Source organism: Streptomyces sp. NPDC034099, from assembly GCF_055575415.1.
This window is the reverse complement of sequence record NZ_JBVISR010000004.1, coordinates 576,680-597,590: the sequence shown is the minus strand read 5'-3', so window position 1 is coordinate 597,590 and position 20,911 is coordinate 576,680. Positions and strand designations below refer to the sequence as shown.

18 protein-coding genes and 1 tRNA gene are annotated in these 20,911 nt (G+C 72.0%); 13 read left to right on the top strand and 6 right to left on the bottom strand.

Features of this window, described 5'->3' with window-relative positions; all coding sequences use genetic code 11:
- The first annotated feature begins 34 nt into the window (after nt 1-34).
- From ACZ56V_RS15180 to ACZ56V_RS15155, 6 genes are all read left to right on the top strand, one after another.
- Nucleotides 35-2,143: a P-loop NTPase family protein gene (locus ACZ56V_RS15180; RefSeq protein ID WP_468942503.1), complete on the top strand. Its 2,109-nt coding sequence runs from the start codon at nt 35-37 to the stop codon at nt 2,141-2,143.
- Between the two features lie 207 nt (nt 2,144-2,350).
- A complete protein-coding gene (locus ACZ56V_RS15175) occupies nt 2,351-2,815 on the top strand; it encodes a hypothetical protein (protein WP_468942501.1) in 465 nt (154 codons plus the stop codon).
- A gap of 87 nt (nt 2,816-2,902) precedes the next feature.
- Nucleotides 2,903-3,754, top strand: coding sequence for a bifunctional DNA primase/polymerase (locus tag ACZ56V_RS15170; RefSeq protein ID WP_468942498.1), 852 nt, complete (start codon nt 2,903-2,905; stop codon nt 3,752-3,754).
- A gap of 3 nt (nt 3,755-3,757) precedes the next feature.
- On the top strand, nt 3,758-5,233 hold the full coding sequence (locus ACZ56V_RS15165; protein ID WP_468942495.1) for an ATP-binding protein: 1,476 nt from the start codon (nt 3,758-3,760) through the stop codon (nt 5,231-5,233).
- A gap of 434 nt (nt 5,234-5,667) precedes the next feature.
- Nucleotides 5,668-5,853, top strand: a complete 186-nt coding sequence (locus ACZ56V_RS15160; protein WP_468942492.1) for a helix-turn-helix transcriptional regulator — start codon at nt 5,668-5,670, stop codon at nt 5,851-5,853.
- A 60-nt stretch (nt 5,854-5,913) separates the two neighbouring features.
- A complete protein-coding gene (locus ACZ56V_RS15155; RefSeq protein WP_468942489.1) occupies nt 5,914-7,290 on the top strand; it encodes a tyrosine-type recombinase/integrase in 1,377 nt (458 codons plus the stop codon).
- 137 nt (nt 7,291-7,427) lie between these two features.
- On the opposite strand, the gene ACZ56V_RS15150 is transcribed toward ACZ56V_RS15155, so the two are convergent.
- Nucleotides 7,428-7,512: transfer RNA gene (locus ACZ56V_RS15150), tRNA-Ser, on the bottom strand.
- A 64-nt stretch (nt 7,513-7,576) separates the two neighbouring features.
- A complete protein-coding gene (locus tag ACZ56V_RS15145; RefSeq protein ID WP_398911277.1) occupies nt 7,577-8,167 on the bottom strand; it encodes a TetR/AcrR family transcriptional regulator in 591 nt (196 codons plus the stop codon).
- A 71-nt stretch (nt 8,168-8,238) separates the two neighbouring features.
- On the opposite strand from ACZ56V_RS15145, the gene ACZ56V_RS15140 reads away from it, so the two are divergent.
- Nucleotides 8,239-9,132, top strand: a complete 894-nt coding sequence (locus ACZ56V_RS15140; RefSeq protein WP_468942486.1) for an NADP-dependent oxidoreductase — start codon at nt 8,239-8,241, stop codon at nt 9,130-9,132.
- An 86-nt stretch (nt 9,133-9,218) separates the two neighbouring features.
- Here the strand turns inward: ACZ56V_RS15140 and ACZ56V_RS15135 are convergent, their stop codons facing one another.
- The gene (locus ACZ56V_RS15135) at nt 9,219-10,832 is read right to left on the bottom strand and encodes a S1C family serine protease (RefSeq protein WP_468942483.1); all 1,614 of its coding nucleotides are present in this window, start codon (nt 10,830-10,832) and stop codon (nt 9,219-9,221) included.
- 262 nt (nt 10,833-11,094) lie between these two features.
- Here ACZ56V_RS15135 and ACZ56V_RS15130 point away from each other — a divergent pair, with 262 nt between their 5' ends.
- The 3 genes from ACZ56V_RS15130 to ACZ56V_RS15120 all read left to right on the top strand — a co-directional run bounded on the left by ACZ56V_RS15130 (nt 11,095) and on the right by ACZ56V_RS15120 (nt 13,836).
- Entirely contained in the window at nt 11,095-11,922 is an 828-nt protein-coding gene (locus ACZ56V_RS15130; protein ID WP_468942480.1) for a glycerophosphodiester phosphodiesterase family protein, read from the top strand.
- Between the two features lie 127 nt (nt 11,923-12,049).
- Complete coding sequence (locus ACZ56V_RS15125; protein ID WP_356366657.1) at nt 12,050-12,688, top strand: ATP-binding protein; 639 nt, start codon at nt 12,050-12,052, stop codon at nt 12,686-12,688.
- A 182-nt stretch (nt 12,689-12,870) separates the two neighbouring features.
- Nucleotides 12,871-13,836, top strand: a complete 966-nt coding sequence (locus ACZ56V_RS15120; RefSeq protein ID WP_398911283.1) for a DUF5926 family protein — start codon at nt 12,871-12,873, stop codon at nt 13,834-13,836.
- Between the two features lie 243 nt (nt 13,837-14,079).
- Here ACZ56V_RS15120 and ACZ56V_RS15115 read toward each other — a convergent pair whose 3' ends face one another.
- On the bottom strand, nt 14,080-14,829 hold the full coding sequence (locus ACZ56V_RS15115; RefSeq protein ID WP_468942476.1) for a hypothetical protein: 750 nt from the start codon (nt 14,827-14,829) through the stop codon (nt 14,080-14,082).
- A gap of 54 nt (nt 14,830-14,883) precedes the next feature.
- Nucleotides 14,884-15,549, bottom strand: a complete 666-nt coding sequence (locus ACZ56V_RS15110; RefSeq protein WP_467378667.1) for a bifunctional DNA primase/polymerase — start codon at nt 15,547-15,549, stop codon at nt 14,884-14,886.
- Between the two features lie 649 nt (nt 15,550-16,198).
- Here ACZ56V_RS15110 and ACZ56V_RS15105 point away from each other — a divergent pair.
- Both ACZ56V_RS15105 and ACZ56V_RS15100 read left to right on the top strand, forming a co-directional pair.
- Nucleotides 16,199-17,632 (top strand): PP2C family protein-serine/threonine phosphatase, encoded by a 1,434-nt coding sequence (locus tag ACZ56V_RS15105; protein WP_468942472.1) that lies wholly within the window; start codon nt 16,199-16,201, stop codon nt 17,630-17,632.
- A gap of 133 nt (nt 17,633-17,765) precedes the next feature.
- Nucleotides 17,766-19,259: an aminopeptidase P family protein gene (locus ACZ56V_RS15100; protein WP_398911291.1), complete on the top strand. Its 1,494-nt coding sequence runs from the start codon at nt 17,766-17,768 to the stop codon at nt 19,257-19,259.
- A 69-nt stretch (nt 19,260-19,328) separates the two neighbouring features.
- On the opposite strand, the gene ACZ56V_RS15095 is transcribed toward ACZ56V_RS15100, so the two are convergent.
- Nucleotides 19,329-19,793: an ATP-binding protein gene (locus ACZ56V_RS15095; protein ID WP_356366669.1), complete on the bottom strand. Its 465-nt coding sequence runs from the start codon at nt 19,791-19,793 to the stop codon at nt 19,329-19,331.
- A gap of 241 nt (nt 19,794-20,034) precedes the next feature.
- Between ACZ56V_RS15095 and ACZ56V_RS15090 the strand changes: the two genes are divergently transcribed.
- Nucleotides 20,035-20,883: a hypothetical protein gene (locus ACZ56V_RS15090; RefSeq protein ID WP_398911294.1), complete on the top strand. Its 849-nt coding sequence runs from the start codon at nt 20,035-20,037 to the stop codon at nt 20,881-20,883.
- Nucleotides 20,884-20,911 lie beyond the last annotated feature (28 nt).

The window sequence follows — 20,911 nt, the reverse complement described above, 5'->3', positions numbered from 1 at the left end:
CGCCCCGATCGGGGCAGTCAGGAGAACTTCCGGCATGTCTGAGAACGTCGTTCACCTGCACAAGAACACCGAACCGCCCGCCGACAACGTGACCACGCTGACCGTGGTCCCCGACGCGCCCCCGGCACGTCCGGTGCCGCTGTGGGTGCGCTCTGGCCGCGCGGTGAAGTCCGCAGCCACGCACGAGACGACCAAGGCCACCGTGCGGGCGGCGGCCCGGCACAGCCTCTACACCTTCAACGGCGGGCGGATCGTGGCCCGCCGGGCGTGGGACGGCCGCACGGGCTCCCGGTACGAGCGGATGATCCGCGCGGCCGAAGCCGCCGGGAACCTCGAAGCGGCCGAGGAGTGGGAAGAGCGGTTGCAGCGCTTCCGCGCCGCCCGCCACCACCGCCGCATGGACCTCCTGCACTCCCCGGTCGAGGCCGCCAAGGGCGTCGCCGTCGGCGCCGGGATGAGCATCGGTGGCCTGGTCGCCCTCGGCGTCGTCATGGCCATCAGCACCGGCCACGTCGGCGACGTCATCACCCCGCTGTCGGCCACGATCGACTTCATCGCCCTCCTGATCCGCATCGTGCAGATCGTGTGGGGCCCGGCCCTGTCGATCGGCCCGTTCCTCGCCCTGCTCGCCCTGTGGTCGGTGGGCCGCAAGCAGCACGCCGCCCCCGCCTGGGCCCTTCCCGCCAACATCCGCAACACCGAGGGGGAGCCGATCACCCCGTCCATCGTGGTCAAGGCCCTGCGCGACCTCGGAGTCCCGGCCCTGGCCCGGGCCATCAAGGAGATGGGCGACGCCGGCGCGAGCATGCTCGGACCGATCCGGATCGCCGGATGCGGCGTTGAGGTCGACGTGACCCTTCCCTCCGGAGTGGCCACGAACGAGGTGCAGAACAAGCGCAGGAAGCTCGCCGAGAACCTGACCCGGCACGAACACGAGGTGTTCATCACCATCCCCCAGGCCGCCCGCACGGTGCGGCTGTGGGTCGCCGACTCAGGCGCACTCGATGAGCCGATCGGCCCGTCGCCGCTGGTCACCGACGACACGATGACCGCCGACTACGCCAAGGGCAAGGCGCCATGGGGTCAGGACCTGCGCGGGGATGCCGCCGCCCTCTCCCTCTACCAGCGCCACCTTCTGATCACGGGCCTGTCGAACCAGGGCAAGACCGTGGCCCTGCGCTCCCTCGCCCTGTGGCTGTCCCTGGACAAGTCCGTGCAGTTCCTCATGGGCGACCTCAAGGGTGCGGGCGACTGGGCCATGTTCGACGGACTCGCCACGACGCTGATCCAGGGGCCGACCGATGAGCACGTGATCCAGGTGACCGAGATGGTCGAGGGCGCGGTCGACGAGATGAACCGGCGACTCCAGGCGCCGCCCGGCACGGTGTTCCCGCCGCTGATCGTGCTGGTCGACGAGGCACAGGTGGCGTTCATGTGCCCGGCCAAGGACACGGACAAGCGCCCGTATGGCGGCTCGAAGGCCAACTCCCGGTACTTCATGGCCGTCCGCAAGATTCACAACCAGGGACGTGCCGTCAACGTGCTGATGTGGCAGGGCACGCAGGACCCGACCAACGAGAACCTCCCCAAGCTGGTCCGCGAGGGCGCCCACACCCGGGCCTCCCTCGCCCTGGGCACGGAGTCGCAGGCCCGCATGGCGCTCGGGGACAAGGCCGTCGACGGCGGCGCCGCCCCCAACCTGCTCCGCCCCGGACTGGACCGGGGAACCCTGGTCGTCGCCTCCGACGGCATCAGCATCCCGGCGGGGCAATCGTCCATCACGGTACGCACGCACTACATCGATGACGACGCGGCCGAGGCCATCACCGACCGGGCCAAGGCCCTGCGCGACGGCGTCACCACCCTGCACGCCATCGACCGCAGCCCGGAACACGACCCGCTCGCCGACATCGCCGACGTCATCGGCGACGCGCCCCGCGTGCGCACCAAGGACGTGCTGGCCCGGCTGTCCGCGCGGAACGCGGACGCCTACGGCGACTGGTCGTTCATCGACCTCAAGCGCGTCCTGGACGACGCCGGAGCGGAGCCGCACAAGTCCGACGGCGTCATGGTCGTCTCCCGTGACCGCGTCGTCCACGCGCTCGCCAACCGCGACGGCGAGGGTTCCGCTTCCGCCGAATGACGGCAGGGAGCGAGACGCCGACGGGGCAGGGAGGCAGGGAGAACTCCCTGACCGCCTCCCTGACCCGCCTCCCTGGTCCTGACCTGCGCGAATGATCGTTCAGGGAGGCAGGGAGGCACGCAGGTCAGACCCCCGAAACCCCCCTCCACAGCGCCCCCTCAAGGGGGTATCGCTGCCTCCCTGGCCACCGGCCTGAAGGGATTCCGCATGTACCCCGAACAGACCCCGCAGGCGCCCGTACAGCGGGCCGTCGAAGTCCACCAGCCCACTCCGTACCCGCCCGCCGTGGCCGTGCCCGCGCCGGTCGTGCCGGTCCAGCCGAACGCCGTTCCGGCGGTGGCGAGCATCGTCCTGCCCGACGGCCGGGTCGTCACCGGCTACGCCATCAACTCCGCCCAGCCCGAACCGGCCGCGACCAAGCCGGCCGTCTCCCGGACGGCCGTGAACGTCGCCCTCGGTGGGGTCGGGTTCCTCGCGGTGTGCGGCGGGCTGATCCTGCTCACCTCGTTCATCGCCGCCCTCACCGCGTTCATCACCCAACTGATCACCCTGGCCGCCGTGATCTTCGGCGGATGGATTGCCGTACAGATCTTCAGCTCGAACGGCCACCAGGGCGGCACCACCGTGAACATCCGCAAGGCCGTGATCAAGCGCAACAAGTTCTACAGCTAGCTACGCCAAGGGCGACCGCCCCTCTCGCCAAAGATTCACGGTCGCCCTTGCTCGCCAGAACCCATCAGGAACTGGAGATACCCCAGCATGACGCAACCCACGCCCTACCCGCAGCACACGGCGCTGAGCCTCGCAGCGTCCGGCGTCCCGGTGCTGCCCCTGCGCCGGGGCAAGGTCCCGTTCGGCAACTGCACGGCGTGCGCGGACAACGCGTGCGGCGGTCGGCCGAACATGAAAGTGCCCGGCCCGTGCCGGTGCCCGGCCCCCTGCCACGCGTGGGCCGCGGCTACCGCGGACCCGGCCGTCATCGTCTCCCCCGAGTGGGCGGCGGCGTGGCGGCAGTGCGTGTGCGTCGCCTACCACCCCGGCGGCGCCGGGCTGACCGTGGTCGATCTGGACGACGCCGACGCCATCGCGTGGGCCCGCGCCGCCCTGCCGGCCACCCGGACGGTGCCGACGACGCGCGGTGAGCACTGGATCTACCAGGGCGCCATGGCGTCCCGCAACGCCGTGCGTCCCGGCGTCGACATCAAGTCGACCATGGCCTACGCCCGTTGGCTCGGACCCGGCACCGGCACCATGGCCGCTCTCCCGGACGCCGTGCGCGCCCTGGCAGTAAAGGAGCCGTCCCCGCCCCGCAGGGCGCCACAGACGCTCTCAGGGCTCCGCACGGGCGGGCAGGGGGAGTGCCCCCACCGCACGCCCGTCTTCCTGGAACGTGGCGTCGCCATGGCAGAGCAGCGCATCACGGAGGCGTCCAGCGCGGTCCACGCGACCGTGTACCGGACGTTCCTCGCCGTACTGTCCCGGCACGGCCGGTGCGGCTGCCTCACCGACACCCACGTCACGCGGCTGTTCACCGCCGCGCAGGCCAAGGGCGAGACGGCCCGGCACTGCGCGGATGCGTGGGCCAACGCCCGAGCCGCTTTGGGGATGTGAGCCGTGTCCGACGAGGAGAAGACGCCGGGGCGCGAGGTCATCACCGAGTACGCGCAGGCCCATTTCCGCTACTTCCGCACCGTCGACGGCACCGTCTACGCCCAGCGCAACGGCCACCCCGTGGCCCGCCCCATCCGCTCCCAGGGCACCACCGGAAGCCACCGCCAAGAACTCATGGTCGGCCTGTTCCGCGACGGCATCGGCGTATTCAACGGCACCGCCTTGAAGGAGGCACTCGACTTGATCGAAGCACTCGCCCTCTCCCAAGACGTGCAAGCCACCCACATCCGCGTGGCGCCCGGCTTGGACGGGGCCACCTGGCTCGACCTCGGCCGCGACGACGGCCAGTCCGTACGCATCCACCCCACCGGCTGGACCATCGCCATCCCCGACCCCGCAGAGGTCTGCTGGAGGCGCACCCAACTCACCGGCGAACTGCCCCTGCCCGCCACAGACACCGCCGGTCAGGGCATCGACGCCCTGCTGAGGCTCACCAACTTCGCCACCCCCGACACCGAATGCCTGGCGCTAGCGTGGCTCGTCGGCTGCCTGGAACCGGGCGTCCCCGTCCCCGCGCCGTTCCTCACCGGCCCCCAGGGCGCCGGCAAGTCCACCGCCGGCCGCATGCTCGTGCGCATCATCGAGGGCATGAGCGGCGACCTGCGCCGCGCACCCAAGGACGAGGAAAGCCTGATCACCGCCGTGGCGGCAGGCTGGATCACCGCCCTGGACAACCTCTCCCACCTGGCCCCCGACCTGTCCGACCTCATGTGCTGCATCGTCACCGGCGCCGAGTCCATCAAGCGCGCCCTGTTCAGCGATGGCGACGTGTACCGGTCCCGCTACCGCCGCCCCCTGCTCCTGACCGGCATCGACGTGGGCGTGATCCGGCCCGACCTCGCCGAACGGCTCCTGCCCCTGCGTCTGGAGCGCCCGAAGGTGCGGCGCACCGAAGCGGAACTGTGGGCCGACTTCACCAGCGCGCTGCCCGTCATCCTCGGCTCGCTCCTCGACCTCACCGTCAAGGTCCGGGCCGCCACCGCCCCCACACCCACCGACCTGCGCATGGCCGACTTCGCCCACCTGTGCGCGCAGTTCGACACGGCCACCGGCCTTGCCTCACTGCCCGCCTACCGGGCCAGCCTCGATGAACTCAACGACGACGTGATCGAGGGCGACCTGTTGGCACAGACCGTCCTGCACCACGCCGCCGACCTCGAACCGGGCGCAGAGCAGCGCATGACGTCCTCCGAGTGGCTGGACTGCCTCAGCCGCCTCCACAGCGGGGAGGACTGCCGTCCCCTGCCCAAGGGCTGGCCCACCACCGGCAAAGTCCTCTCCGACCGGCTCAAGCGCCTCCAGCCCACCTTCGCCTCCCGGGGCGTCGTCATCGACTGGGGACGCACCCGCGCCGCCCGCTACATCTCCATGACCCGCCCCGTACCCGAGCCCCTGCACCAACAGGGCACCCTGCACTGACAGCGCCCTCGCGCACGACAAGCAAGAGGAGCACCCAGTGCCCTGGTGCTCCTCTTGCTGTTCGGCGCAGCCGCCCCAAGAACGCGCCGCGAAGCGGCTCCTTCTTCAACACCGCGCCGCACCACAACAGCAACCACCCCCTCTCTTTTGTCCTAAGAGAGAGCCCCTGCGTCACCACGTCATCCGTCACCACCATGACGGCCCCTGACCTGCTGGAACGGGCGTGACACAGACACACGAAACCCGCGTCACGCCACGTCACCCGCGTCACGGCCACGTGACACACGCACCCGGCGGTGACAGAGACCCGACACCGCCGAGTCACGCAAACCCGCAGGTCACAGACCTGCATGACGCGTTTGACGCAGTGACGCAGAAATCCGCACCTCGGACACACCACCACCCCGAGATCACCAGACCGAGGAGTAGCAACCATGGCCCGCCCCAAGATGCTCAAGCTCCCCGAAGTCCTCGAAGAGATCGAAATGAGCCGCGCCGCCTTCTACCGCATGCGTGCCCGAGGCATGGCCCCGAAGCTCATCAAGCTCCCCAACGGACAGCTCCGCTGCCGCCGCAGCGACCTTGACGCGTGGTGGGCCACGCACGAGATCGCTGCCTGATCCATGACCGCGCCGATGGGGCCCCGCCGTGGCGGGGCCCCATCCCCATGAGGGAGCACAATGCACAGCTACGACGTGCGCATCTGGAACATCCGCAAGCGCGCAAGCAAGGTCGCCCCCTTCCAGCTCCGGTGGCTGGTCGCCGGCAGCGAGTTCCGTGAGAAGTTTGCGACCAAGACCCTCGCGGATGCCCGCCGTGCAGAGCTACTGACCGCGACTCGCAAGGGCGAGCCGTTCGACACGGAGACGGGTCTCCCCGTCTCGGAGGTACGAGAGCGGAACCGTACGAGCTGGTACGCCCACGCCCGTGCTCACGCCGCACGGAAATGGCCGACGGCGGCGGCGAAGCACAGGGCGAGCATCGCCGAGAGCCTGACCATCGCCACGATGGCGCTGTGCCCGGCGGGCAAGGCGCGCCCGGCGGACGACGTGTTGCGCCGCGCCCTGTACCAGTGGGCCTTCAACGCCGGACGGCACGGCCAGCAACCCCCAGAGGCCGAAGCCAAAGCCCTGGTGTGGGTCGAACGCAACGCGCCGGCCGTGGTCGACCTGGACAGCGCCAAGCGCGTCCGCACGGTGCTCGAACACCTGGCCAAGCGTCAGGACGGCAAGCCTGCCGCCGCCAACACGTTCCGGCGGCGCCGGGCGGTGCTGAGTAACTGCCTGCGCCTGGCCGTGGAACATGAGCTTCTGCCCGGCAACCCCCTGCACCGCGTGCACTGGGAGACGCCCAAGGCAGTCGAGGAACTGGACGTGCGCAGCGTCGCCACGCCCGCCCAGGCACGAGCCCTGCTCGATGCGGTCCGCGCTCAGGGCCCCCGCGGCGCCCACCTGGTCGCGTTCTTCGCATGCATCTACTACGCCGCCCTGCGACCCGAGGAAGTGTCCATGCTCAGCGCCGACCAGTGCGACCTCCCCACCGAGGGATGGGGGCGGCTCCTGCTCGCCGGCGCTCGGCCGCAGGTGGGCTCCGCGTGGACGGACGACGGCAAGCCGTACGAGGAGCGTCAGTTGAAGCACCGTGCCCGCCGGGCGGTCCGGCCCGTGCCCATCCCGCCGGTGCTGGTCGGCATCCTGCGTGCTCACCTGGACTCGTGCGGCACCACGGCAGAGGGACGACTGTTCAGCGCTGTACGCGGCGGGCCGGTGCGGTCGCAGGAGTACGGCGCGGTATGGAAGGAAGCTCGCAGGAAAGCGCTCACGGCCGCGCAGGTGGCCTCTCCGCTGGCCGCGATCCCGTACGACCTGCGGCATGCGTGCGTATCGTTCTGGCTTCGCTCCGGGGTGAGCCTCGCCGAGACCGCCCGACGCGCGGGACAGAGCGTCGCCGTCCTCCAGCGCTACTACGCCAAGGTGCTGGACGGCGAGGAAGCCAAGATGAACGCGCTGATCGAGCGGGGGTTGGCCGAGCACGAGGGCGACGCCGACGGCTCCTGATTCTTGGCCGCAGGTTGGCCGCACGCACTGGTCAGGGGTGGGAAACCGGCGAGTCAGGGTGAGACAAGGTCACGCGGAAGGGGTGCCGCTCCGGAGAGCTGCACCCCTTCTGACCTGCTAGGTCTCTGACCTGCCTGCGGTGGGTGTGGGATTTGAACCCACGGTGACTTGCGCCACGACGGTTTTCAAGACCGTTCCCTTAGGCCGCTCGGGCAACCCACCTCCGCACCGTCCCGCCCTGGGGCGGAGCGGGTACAGCCTACCGGCAGCGTCCGCCGTGCGGGGCTCACGTATGGCGTGGGGGGCGGGCCGCCTGCCAGGCCGCCTCGATCATCGGGAAGATCTCGTCGAGGGCGGCCTCCGGGTCGGGGGCCTCGCGGGACAGTGAGTAGGCGTCGATCACGAACCGCGCGAGGGTGCGGGCGGCGGTTTCGCTCCGGGTCAGGGTGGGGTCGGCGGCGATGGCCTCGGCCAGGGCTTGCGCGTGACGCAGACGGACCGACTCGTCGTACTTCCGCAGGGCGGGGGAGGTGTCGATCATGCGCCAGATCGGGGCGGCGCTGTCCGCGGTGCAGTGCCGGACCAGGGCCAGGACCTCGCGGCGCAGCGCGGGGATCAGTGGCTCGTCCGGCGCCCGCTCGGTGACCGCGCGCGTGAGGCGGTGCTCGAAGTCCTCGTCCTGCTCGAAGACCAGGGCCTCTTTGGAGGCGAAGTGGGAGAAGAGCGTGGTGACGGCCACGTCGGCCTCGGCGGCCACGTCACGGATGCCCACCGCGTCGTACCCGCGTTCCAGGAAGAGCCGCAGCGCGGTGTCGGCGATCTTCTGACGGGTCGCGGCCTTCTTGCGCTCACGGCGGCCCGACTGCTGCACGGTCATGCCCCGCAGGCTAGCAGGTACGAAACAATAACCGTTATGAAAAACTATCCGTTAGTGCTACGGTCGGCCGCATGAAGAAAGTGAGCTTCGAGGAATTCGGCGGTCCGGACGTGCTGCGGCTGGTCGACGCCGAGGAGCCCCACGCGGGCCCCGGCCGGATACGCGTCGCCGTGCGGGCGGCGGGAGTGAATCCCGTCGACTGGCGGGTCAGGGAGGGGCAGGTGCTCGGGGCGCATCCGGTCCGGCTGCCGGCCGGGGTCGGGCTGGACGCCGCAGGGGTGGTGGACGAGATCGGCGAGGGGGTCACCGGGGTCGAGATCGGGGACCGGGTGTTCGGCGAGGGCACCGACACCTACGCCGAGTTCGCCGTGCTCGGGGCCTGGGCGCGGATGCCGGAGGGGCTGACCTTCGAAGAGGCGGCCGGGTATCCCTCCGTGGTGGAGACCGCGTTGCGCGTCATCCGCGAGGTCGGCGTACGGCCCGGACAGACGCTGCTGGTCAGCGGCGCGTCGGGGGGAGTCGGGTCGGCGGTCCTGCAGATCGCCCGCGCGCGCGGCATCAGGGTGATCGGCACGGCCGGTGCCGCCAACCAGGAGTACCTGCGCGGCCTCGGTGCCGTCGCCACGACGTACGGCGAGGGCTGGGTCGAGCGGGTGCGGCGGCTCGGCGACGTCGACGCGGCTCTCGATCTGGCCGGTTCGGGTGTGATCCGCGAGCTGGTCGAGCTGGCCGGGGCGCCGGAGAAGGTCGTCAGCATCGCCGATCTCGGGGCGCCCGAGTTCGGTGTCCGGTTCTCCGGCGTGGCCGGGAGCGTGCCGGTGGCGCTCGCCGAGGCCGTCGACCTGATCTCGCGGGGGAAGCTCCACATCCCGGTCGAGAAGTCGTACTCGCTCGCCGAGGCCGCGGCCGCGCACAGCGACAGTCAGGCCGGTCACGCGCGCGGACGCCGGGTCATCGTCGTCTGAAGCGAGTCCCCACCCCCTGACGCACTTCGCCACCGGGGCGACCCCGGTGGCGAAGTGCGTTGGACGTGAGGGGTGGAGAGCGCCGGTCAGTCGTCGCCGAGCTTCGAGCCCAGGGTGACCTCGGTCGTGTGCTGCTTGCCGCCCCGCTCGTAGGTGACGGTGACCTCGTCGCCGGGCTTGTGGGTCCAGATCTCGCCGATCAGGGTCGGACCGCTGTCGATCACCCGGTCGTCGAGCTTGGTGATCACGTCACCGGGCTTGAGGCCCGCGTCGTCGGCGGGGCCGCCCTTCTCGACCGGGTCGGAGCCGCCCACGCCCTGCTCGGTGAGCTTGGCGCCGTTCGTCGTCTCCTCCAGGGAGACGGAGGCACCGATCTTCGCGTACACCGGCTTGCCGGTCTTGATCAGCTGCTGGGCGACGAACTTCGCCTGGTTGACCGGGATCGCGAAGCCCAGGCCGATGGAGCCGGCCTGGCCGGTGCCGAAGCCGCCGTTGCCGGTCGACTGGATCGCGGAGTTGATGCCGATGACGTTGCCCTGCGCGTCGAGCAGCGGGCCGCCGGAGTTGCCCGGGTTGATCGACGCGTCGGTCTGCAGGGCGCTCATGTAGGACGCCTTGCTGTCGGCGCTGCCGTCGCTGGAGGCCACGGGACGGTTCTTGGCGCTGATGATGCCCGTGGTCACGGTGTTGGACAGGCCGAAGGGGGCGCCGATGGCGATCGTCGAGTCGCCGACGGCGACCTTGTCGGAGTCGCCGAGGGAGAGCGGCTTCAGGTCCGAGGGGGCGTTCTCGAGCTTGATGACCGCGACGTCGTAGCCCTGGGCGTGGCCGACCACCTCGGCGTCGTACTTCTTGCCGTTGGGGAAGGTCGCGCTGAGCTTGCCGCCGTCGACCGCCTCCGCCACCACGTGGTTGTTGGTGACGATGTGGCCTTCCTTGTCGAAGACGAACCCGGTGCCGGTGCCGCCCTCGCCGTTGCTTCCCTCGGCCTGGATGGTGACCGTGCTCGGCAGCGCTTTGGCGGCCACGCCGGCGACGGTGCCCGCTTCGCGCTTGACGGAACCGCCGGTGTCGGAGGCGGAGACCGTGGTGGAACCGCCGTCGTCGTTGTTCCTGGCAAGGGTGTAGCCGAGACCGCCGCCCAGACCGCCCGCGACCAGCGCGGCGATCAGCACACCGGCGAGCACACCGCCACGTCCGCGGCCCGGCTTCGGCCCGGGCTGCTGGTACGAGGCGCCCCAGCCGCCCGCTCCGCCGCCCGCCCCGCCACCGGGGCCTTCGCCGAAACCGCTGCCGTAGCCGTTGTGGCCGCCTCCGCCGTACGTCGGAGTCTGGGCGCCGGGGGCGCCCGGGGTACCGGGCGGCGGGGGCGGGGGCCACGAAGCGTCGGGAGCGGTGGATCCCTGCGGGACCTCGCCGCCCTGGGATGCCTGATGCCCCTGGGGCTGGGGTGCCTGATGCGCCTGATGCGCCTGGGGCGCCTGGTGGTCCTGCGGCGACGCGCCCTGAGGCACCGTGTGACCCTGCGCCGCGGTCGGGGCCTCGGCGGGGGGAGCCGCCGGGGCGTCGGGGGCGGAGGCGGGCGCCTGGTGCGGGGCGGGCGGCGCGGGAGGCTGGGCGGAGGCAGCGGGAGCATCCACCGGCACGGGAGGTGCGGACGGGGCCGGGGGTACCGCGGTGCCCTCGTTCTCGGTGCTCACAGCTTCTCTCCTCGTTCCACGGCTGGTTGTCGCTCACCCTGGTCGCGCTCAGCCACGCTCACGCGCTGCTCCACGGTCCGGCGCGATGCGGATGTGCTGGTGCTTTTGTATGCCATCAGCTTTTCCCACGGGCCGTCAGAGCACCATAAGCGGTAGCTGTGGGTCCCCGACCGTCCTTTATATAGGTCATCCAAGACTAAACGGACGCGTTGTCGTTTCAGCCGATGGCACGTCTACCCGCCCGCGGTGGCACCATGACGCGGTGACTCACGCACGACAGCACCGGATTCAGGTCGTCGCCCACCGTGGCGCCTCCGAGGAGGCACCCGAGCACACCCTCGCCGCATACCGTAAGGCGATCGAGGACGGGGCGGACGCCCTGGAGTGCGATGTGCGCCTGACCGCCGACGGCCACCTCGTCTGCGTCCACGACTGGCGCGTCAACCGTACGTCGAACGGCCGCGGCGCGGTGTCCGCGCTGGAGCTGGCCGACCTCGCCGCCCTCGACTTCGGCACCCGCCGCACCCGGGAGTTCTGGCGCACGCGCGACGAGCAGCCCGACTGGGAGCACCGCCCCGAGGACCGGGAGGAGACCTCCGTCCTGACCCTGGAGCGGCTGCTGCAACTGGTCGCCGACGCGGGGCGGCGCGTGGAGCTGGCGATCGAGACCAAGCACCCCACACGCTGGGCGGGGCAGGTGGAGGAACGACTGCTGCTGCTCCTGAAGCGGTTCGGACTCGACGCCCCGGACTCGGTCGAGGAGTCCCCGGTGCGGGTGATGAGCTTCTCGGCCCGGTCGCTGCACCGGGTGCGGGCCGCCTCGTCGACGCTGCCGACGGTCTATCTGATGCAGTTCGTCTCGCCCCGGCTGCGCGACGGGCGCCTGCCCGCGGGTGTCCGGATCGCGGGCCCCTCGATGCGGATCGTGCGCAACCACCCCGCGTACATCGAGCGCCTGAAGCGGGCCGGTCACCAGGTGCACGTGTGGACGGTGAACGAGATCGCCGACGTGGATCTCTGCTCCGACCTGGGCGTGGACGCCATCATCACCAACCGGCCGCGCGCGGTCCTGGACCACCTGGGCCGCTGATTCGTCCGCGGCTCTTGACCCGGCGACCCGGCTGCTCCATTCTCCGGTCTCGGCCACACCGGCCAAATCCAGCCAGGCGATTACGGGGAGTGCTCCGGCGCGTTCGGTACGTGTTCGACCGTGTCGAATGCGTCACCGTGCGGCGATCGGCCGGTTTCCGGCTCAGGGCGATGGGGCATCCACACCGTGGCGTGGGGCGAAGGAGGTCTCGGGGGTGGCGTTGGTGGTGGCACAGGAAGTGCCCACGTCGTCGAGCATGGCCGTGCCCCATGGCCCTGCGGGCGTGGGGGAAGCGAGACACCGCATGCGCGATCAGTTGCGCAGGGGCGGGGTGGCGGAATCGGTCATCGACGACGCTGTACTGGTCCTTTCCGAGCTGTTGAGCAATGCGTGCAAGCACGGTCGCCCCCTGGGCGACGCCCTGGCCGGGGACGGCGACGTCCGGGCCGCGTGGCAGGTGGACGCGGGCGGCCGGCTCCTCGTGGAGGTCACGGACGGTGGCGGCCCGACCCGCCCGGCGCCGGCGACGCCCTCGGTCACCGCGCACGGCGGCCGCGGGCTGAACATCATCACGGCACTCGCCGACGACTGGGGCGTACGGGACGACGCCCGCGGAGAGGTCACGGTCTGGGTCGTCGTCCACGACGACGTGCACGACCCGGACGCCGGGCACCGGCGCGACGACTTCGCCACCCGCATCTCGGCACCGGCGGTGTCGGAGATCCCCGGCCTGGACTTCGCGGACGCCTTCGAGGACCTGGCCTGACCCGTACGACGACCTGCCTGAGCCGTACGACGACGCGCGCCGGTCCGGTGGCGGTGTACGGGGCCGGGCTTGGCGGCGAGTTGTCCACAGGCGGCCCGTCGTCCACAGGGTCCCGACGGCCGGAGTGGGAACGGCTAGGCTCGCGCCCGTACGAGTAGAGCCGTAACCGGGAGACACCCACGATGGCCAAGAAGCGACCCCAGACGAAGGCCAAGCGGCCCCAGCTCGACGATGCCGAGATCCCGGTCGTCGGCGCCCGCGAGCCCTGCCCCTGCGGCAGCGGCCGCCGGTACAAGGCCTGCCACGGCCGGACCGCCGCGCAGGCCACGACCGCGCTGGTGCAGCGCCCGTTCGAAGGGCTGGCCGGCGAGTGCGACTGGGTGGCGCTGCGGGAGCTGGTGCCGGCGGCCACGGTCGAGCTGACCCTGCGGGACGGCCTGCCCGAGGGCGTCCCCTCCGTCACGCTGGCCACGGTGCTGCCGATGGCCTGGCCGGCCCTGCGCCGCGACGACGGCTCGGTCCTGCTCGGCCTGCAGAACGACACGGCGTCGGGCGACATCAGCCGCGACCTCGCCGACACCCTCGCGCGGGCGCTGACCGCCGAGCCTGGCACCCCGGTGCAGGGGCGCCGCGCGCCGGCCGACGGTCCGCGGCTGCAGGACCTGCTCGCGCCCGACGGCGCGTTCGAGCCGGAGGTGCACTCGGGCTTCGAGTTCTGGGTGCCGGACCCGGCCAACGCCACGCCGGACGTCACCGCCTCCCTGGAGCGGGCCAACGCCGCGGCCATCCCGACCGTCCGGCTGCAGGGCGTGGACGCCGCCTACTGGTGCGAGACGCCGGACAAGAACCACCTGCGCTGGGTCATGCCGCACGAGGAGGAGCGGCTTCTGGACGCTCTTGCCCGGCTGCACGCCGCGGGCCGGTCGTCCCTCGGCGAGGGCACCCGCCTCGTCGGTTCCTTCCGCGCCCACGGTCTCACCGTGCCGGTGTGGGACCTGCCGAGCGAGGTCACCGCGCAGGACATCGAGAAGCCGGCCGCGGAGTTCGCCGAGCGGCTCGCCGAGGCCCTGGCCACGGACGCTCCGCTCACGCACGACGAGCGCCGGGCGCGCGGTGGCCTGACCAACCGGCAGGTGACCCTCAGCTGACGTACAGCCGTGCGGGCCGCTCCGGCTGACCGACCGGTCAGCCGGAGCGGTGGCTCGCGGTCGGGTGACTCCGGTCACAACTCCCGTTGCGGACAAGCCAGTCGGTGACCGGAAACAAGAGATCGAATTTGCTAACCGCCGATCTCTTGTTACCGTTCCAGTAGCCCGGTTGCTGGTGCATCCCCCGTCGCCAGCAACCGGGTCTTTCCATGCGCCCGGTCGCGCACTCACCGCAGTCGCCGGTCAACTCCCCGTCCCCGCAGGCAGTTTGCCGACGTCACTCCCGTCGCCCCCGCCGTCTCCGTCGCCGCCGCTCCCGGCCCGCAGCAGCAGCGGCCCGTACCCGGCCCGGTGCGCGAACTCCGCGACCGCCGCGTACCCCGCCAGGCCGCCCCCGCTCGCGCCCTCGGTGTCCTCCGGCGGCGTCTCGCAGGTGCCCGGCGCGTCCTCGACGCCCACCGCGCAGCTGGTCCGCACGCTGCGTCCGTCGGGTCCCATGAGGCTCAGTACGGACTCGAGCGGGCCGCCGGTGGCGTTGCGGTAGTAGGTCCGCGCCCAGGTCTCCGTCCCCCGGGCCAGCACACAGGTCTGCGCCTCGATGCCCGCGGGCGAGGTGAGTTCGGGGCCGCAGCGCGTGGCCAGTGCGGGGCCGAGCGGCAGCGGCGAACGGGACGGCGCGAGTCCTTCCGTGGCGCGGTCGACTCCCCCCGCCCCAGACCCGGATTCGGGCCCCGCCCCGAGCCCGGGCCCCGATCGGTCCCCCGCCCCCGCGACGGAGGCCGACGCCTTGCCGTCACCGCCCCGCGCGAGGAGCGGCACGGCCGTCGCGACCTCGGCGTCCGGGTCGCCCGAGGGCCCCGCGGACGCCACCGCGAACGGCAGTACGACCGCGCAGACCACGACAGCCGCGAGTCCGTACAGACGGATCCGCCGGCGGTCCGGCCCATTGCGGCGCGGCCCGACGGCGCGGTGCTCCCCTGCGTGTTGCGGCATGCTCGGACGATAACGACCGGGGGCGGGCGCGGACTTCCGCGCGCGCCGACACCCCTACAACTCGGGCGCGCTCACACCCGTACGAGTGAGGGCGTCGACCACGGCGTCCACCACGGCCTCCACGTCGGGCACCCAGGGCGAGGCGGAGCCGGGCAGCGGCGCCCGCTCCCAGCGGACGCCACCGGCGCCGGTCTCGGACGGGGGCAGCGCGAGATAGCCGCCCTCGCCGTGGAAGCGCAGGGAGCCGGGGACGAAGTCCTTGGCGTAGAGCAGCTCGCCCAGCTGCTCCATGGAGTACGGCTTCACCAGCAGCGCCCAGCGGGTGGGCGAGGCGACGACCGGGCCGAGCCGCAGCCCGGCGCGGTCGAGCGCGGTGAGGGCGTGGGCGGCCGGCAGGGCGGGCAGGGAGACGGCGCACGGGGCGCTGCCTCCGGTGGCCATGACGATCGGCGCGGTCGGCCTGTTGGTCCACCACCAGCGCACCATGCGGGCGTCGGTGGTCGCCGCGAGGAGACCGGGGTCGAAGGGATGTGCGCCCGGCACCGTGCACTCCGGGTCGGGGCAGCCGCAGCGTGACCGCGCCCGCGGTTCCGCCGCCGCGCCCGGGAGTACGGGCCACTGCCATTGTGTCGCGTAGGTCAGGGCCGCGCCGATCAGCTCAGGCTGCCCGTCGTCGTGCCGGGACAGGAGCCTGCGTCGCCTTCCGAGGATCTCGCGCATGAGCGCTCGTTCCTTTCCGTTGCACGCCTGGCAACACCGTGGTCTCTTCACACCATGTGTCGATCACTTCGCTGTGCGTTGCTGGTGGCGCATCACACCCCTGCCGAGAGACGTCCCCACGGGGGCACGTCTCCGCCAAGGGCAAGGGAAACCCCTGTGGGTCGAGCACTGACTGCGTCCGTGACGGTTCCGGCCACTGCGTCTGGCAAGAGCATGGCGTGGCGCGGGGGTGGCGAAGTCTGGCGTTTTGCCGTCGCGCGTATTTCTCTCCGCCTCCGCCACGGGAGGATGGGGCACGGTCGTCGGTGGATAGGACGCCCGGGTCCGTCGCCGGGTTCCAGGTGGTCCCCAACCACCCCCGGCCTTCTCCGAGTACGTACCCATCACGACCGCTGTGACGCTCCGTGAAGCACCCCCAGTCGACCGCAACAAGGCGTCCTCTGGGGCAGTTTCAAGCCAATTTCGCTTTTCCGCAAGGGGCCGGGAACGATGCCGCTCCGACCCCACGGACACCAGGAATCCCAGCAGGACAATGCTGGACATCCCCTTACGAGTGCGTGTACATGTGGAGACACTGCTGGCGGCGCAGAATGACATGGGGGTTCGCGATGCTTTTGAGCAGTAAGCGCCGGTCGGAAGACCGGACGCCATGAACGCCCCGCAGCCTGCGAAAGTGGCTGGAATCGATTCAACGGTTCCGTCTCCCGCACACACTGTCGCGTCCGCCGCCACGGGCACCGCCCAGGCGGCCGACCCCCCCACCACGGACGCCGCGGCCGTCGCGGACGGCTCGGGCACTCCTTGTGCCCCCGGGGCCCTGCTCCAGGACCGGCTCGCCGGCTGGGTCTCGGACCTCACGACCCTGCACGAACTGACCGAACGCCTGGTCCGCACGGACACCCTCGCCGACGGCCTCCAGGAAGTACTGCGCGCCGGAGCCGCCCTGGTCGGCGCCCGGCGCGGGCTCGTCGTGCTGGAACCGGCCGACGGACTCGGCCCCGGCACCACCGTCGGCCTCGGCCTGGCCCGCGCCGACCTCGGCCACATCGAGACCGTGCCCCGCAGTTCCCTGACCTACGGGCGGATCCTGGACGGACTGCCGGTCGACCAGGACGGCATCGCCGAACCCGACCTGCTCGCCGAGAAGACCCTCGACCCCCGCCACCGCGAGGTCGCCGCCCGCCTCGGCTACGCCGCCAGCTACACGCTCCCCCTGTCCGCCGAGGGCACCGGGCGCCTCGGCGCAGCCGTCTGGCTCTACGACGAACCCGCCGAACCGGGTGAGCGGCAGCGCCACCTCGCCGGTCTGTACGTCCGGTACGCCACCCCGCACCTGGCCCGCCTCCTGGAGGTCGAGCGCACCCGCGCGTCCATGGCGACGATGGCCGAGGAACTGCTGCCCTCGCGACTGCCCCGGGTGCCCGGCGTGCAGCTCGCCGTCCGGCACCGCACCGGACCGCCGGGCGGCGGCGACTGGTACGACGCCCTGCCGCTGCCGGACGCCGCACTCGGCCTCGCCGTCGGTTCCGTCACCGGGTCGGGGCCCAGCGCGGTCGCCGCGATGGGGCGGCTGCGCGCCTCGCTGCGGGCGTACGCCGTGATGGAGGGCGAGGACCCGGTCGCCGTCCTGTCCGACCTGGAACTGCTGCTGCGGCTCACCGAACCGGCCCGCTCGGCCACCGCGCTGTTCGGCTACTGCGAGCCCGCGCTGCGCCGGATCACCCTGGCCGGTGCCGGACACAGTCCGCCGCTGCTGATCGGCCAGCGGCGCACGGAGTTCGTCGAGACCTCCGTCTCCGCGCCGCTCGGCATGCTCGCCTGCTGGGAGGCGCCCAGCGTGGAGCTGCAGGCCGAGCCGGGAGAGACGGTTCTGCTCTACACCGACGGGCTGCTGCACCGCACCGGCGACCGGGCCGACCGTGCCTTCGCCCGGCTGCACGCGGCGGCGGCCGGCGTCCCCCGGGCCGCACGGCAGGACCCGGACGCGGTCGTCGAGCACGTCCTGCGCACCGTGCTCCCCGACGGGAAGGCGGAGGCGCACTCCGAGGAGGACGTCGTTCTGCTGGCGGTCAGGTTCGATTAACGGTCACTGACGCCCCGCATGCCACGAATAACGGACGGTAGTGCGCGGGGCGTAACAGGCCCTTCGGCCCTGGGCCCCCTTCTGTACGACCGTACGATGGGGGGTGGTCCAGTGCCGTACTAGGAGGATGACCGTGGCGGATGAGCTCACCCCGGCAGTATCTGATCTTGCTGCTGACGCAGCGGGCCCGGAGACCCCGGACGAGTCCGAAGAGCCGATCAAGCAGCGCAAGAACGGCCTGTACCCGGGCGTGTCCGACGAGCTGGCCGAGAACATGAAGTCCGGCTGGGCCGACACGGAGCTCCGCGACCTGGAGCCGATCCCCCAGGCCGCCGAGACCGCCGCCCGCCGTGCCGCCCTGTCCGCCCGCTTCCCCGGCGAGCGCCTGGTGATCCCCGCGGGCAACCTCAAGACCCGCTCCAACGACACGGAGTACTCCTTCCGTGCCTCGGTCGAGTACACGTACCTCACCGGCAACCAGACCGAGGACGGCGTCCTGGTGCTGGAGCCCAGGGGTGACGGCCACACCGCGACGATCTACCTCCTGCCGCGCTCGGACCGGGAGAACGGCGAGTTCTGGCTGAACGGGCAGGGCGAGCTGTGGGTGGGCCGCCGCCACTCCCTCACCGAGGCCGGAAAGCTGTACGGCATCCCCGCCTCCGACGTCCGCGAGCTGGCCGACAGCCTGCGCGAGGCCACCGGTCCCGTGCGCGTCGTGCGCGGGTACGACGCCGGCATCGAGGCGGCCCTGACCGACAAGGTCACCGCCGAGCGCGACGAGGAACTGCGCGTCTTCCTCTCCGAGGCCCGTTTGGTCAAGGACGAGTTCGAGATCGGCGAGCTGCAGAAGGCCGTCGACTCCACCGTGCGCGGCTTCGAGGACGTCGTGAAGGTCCTCGACAAGGCCGAGGCGACCAGCGAGCGCTACATCGAGGGCACCTTCTTCCTCCGCGCGCGCGTCGAGGGCAACGACGTCGGCTACGGCTCCATCTGCGCCGCCGGACCGCACGCCTGCACCCTGCACTGGGTCCGCAACGACGGCCCGGTCCGCTCCGGCGACCTGCTGCTGCTGGACGCGGGCGTGGAGACGCACACGTACTACACCGCCGACGTGACGCGCACCCTGCCGGTCAACGGCACGTACAGCGAGCTGCAGAAGAAGATCTACGACGCCGTGTACGACGCCCAGGAGGCCGGCATCGCGGCGGTCAGGCCGGGCGCCAAGTACCGCGACTTCCACGACGCCGCCCAGCGCGTGCTGACCGAGCGGCTGGTCGAGTGGGGCCTGGTCGAGGGCCCCGTCGAGCGGGTCCTCGAGCTGGGTCTGCAGCGGCGCTGGACGCTGCACGGCACCGGTCACATGCTCGGCCTGGACGTCCACGACTGCGCCGCCGCGCGCGTGGAGTCCTACGTCGACGGCACGCTGGAGCCCGGCATGGTGCTCACCGTCGAGCCGGGTCTGTACTTCCAGGCCGACGACCTGACCGTGCCCGAGGAGTACCGGGGCATCGGCGTGCGCATCGAGGACGACATCCTCGTCACCGCCGACGGCAACCGGAACCTGTCCGCGGGGCTGCCGCGCCGGTCGGACGAGGTCGAGGAGTGGATGGCCGCACTGAAGGGCTGATCCGCACCCGCCGTTCGACGGCCGGGCACCACGCGGGTGCCCGGCCGTCGGCGTGTCCGGACCCTGGCGTCACACCGCCACCAGCGGGGCGTTCTCGCGCCACTTGAGGATCTTGTCGAAGCTCACCACGGCACCGGCCCGCCCCGGCGCACTGCCGATGTGGACATGGTCGGCGAGCTCCCGGATGAGACACAGGCCGCGGCCGCTCTCCGCCTCCTGGGGCGCCGGGTGGACAACGCCCTGCGGCCCGCCCGGAGCGGCGGCGGGGAAACCGGGGCCCGTGTCGGCGACCTCGATACGGCAGCGCTCACCGTCCAGGTAGGCCGTGACGCGGTACGCCTCGCCGGGGCCGCCGCACCCGTCGTCCCCGCCGTGCTCGACCGCGTTGGCGCAGGCCTCGCTCAGCGCGACGGAGAGGTCGAAGGAGATGTCCGGGTCGACGCCCGCGGTCTCCATGGTGCCGATCAGCAGGCGGCGGGCCAGGGGGACGCTCGCAGCCTCGCGCCGCAAATGGAGTGACCACCAGATGCTCATGCTCCAGCCTCCCGGCCGCGGCTCGACATACCGATACGTATTGCCCCTCACACCCCGGCGTAAGCACGCCGAGCCCGTGACACCGCTCATCTGGCGGATGCGTCGCCCTCGTCGGCCGGTGTATGCGGGGCGACTCGTACCAGAGGGTGACCTTCCCTCCCGTTCCCCGTCTTCCGGTCGTACGGCATCTTGTGGACCTGCCGTACGGCGTGCGGGCCGTGAGTGCGATGATGAGCCCGCCATGACTGCCCCCCACCCGCCAACGGCGCGCTCCGGGAACGATCTCCGGATCCTGCGGGCCGCGGTGTTCGCCGCGGTCTGCGTCGTGCTGGCCGCGGCGGGGCACACCCTCGCCTCCTGCGCCACCGTTCCGCTGTGGTCGCTGGGCGCGGGATTCCTCGGGGCGGTCCTGGTCGCCGTGCCGCTCGCCGGCCGCCTGCGCTCGCTGCCCGGCATCGCGCTGCTGCTCGCCGTCGGACAGACCGCGCTGCACGCCCTGTTCGGGCTGGGCCAGCACGGCACCACCGCGGCCACGGCGTCCGGTACGGCCGCCGCGTCCGGCGGTGGGGCGGGCGCGCTGTCCGACGCCTCCCTGGTCCAGCAGGCCGCGCGGCTGGTCTGCGGCACCACCGCGGCGGCGATCAGCCCGACCCAGGCCGAGCGGATCCTCACCGACGCGCGGGTCGCCCCGGACGTCACCGCCGGCGCGGCGCACCACCCGGCCGACGCGCTGTCCACCGCCGGTACCTCCGCCTCGTTGCTGCCGTCGCTGCCGATGCTCCTCGGTCACGTCCTCGCGGCCCTGGCCGCCGGCTGGCTGCTGCGGCGCGGGGACCTGGCCCTGGCCCGGCTCGTCGAACTGTCGGCGCACTCGGCCCACTCCATGGCCGAAGCGGCGTTCGTCCGCGCCCTGCGCGCGGCGCTCTCCCTGGTGCGCGCCCTGCACGCCGGGCTGGCCGGCGCCCCCGGCACCGGCCCGCGTCGGCCGCACACCACCCTGTGGGTGCCGCCGCGGCCCCGTACCACCGCACTCCAGCACACGGTCATCAGGCGCGGCCCGCCGAGTGACGCGTTCGCCCTCGCCGCCTGACACGACGCGACCGTCATCCCGCTTCGGG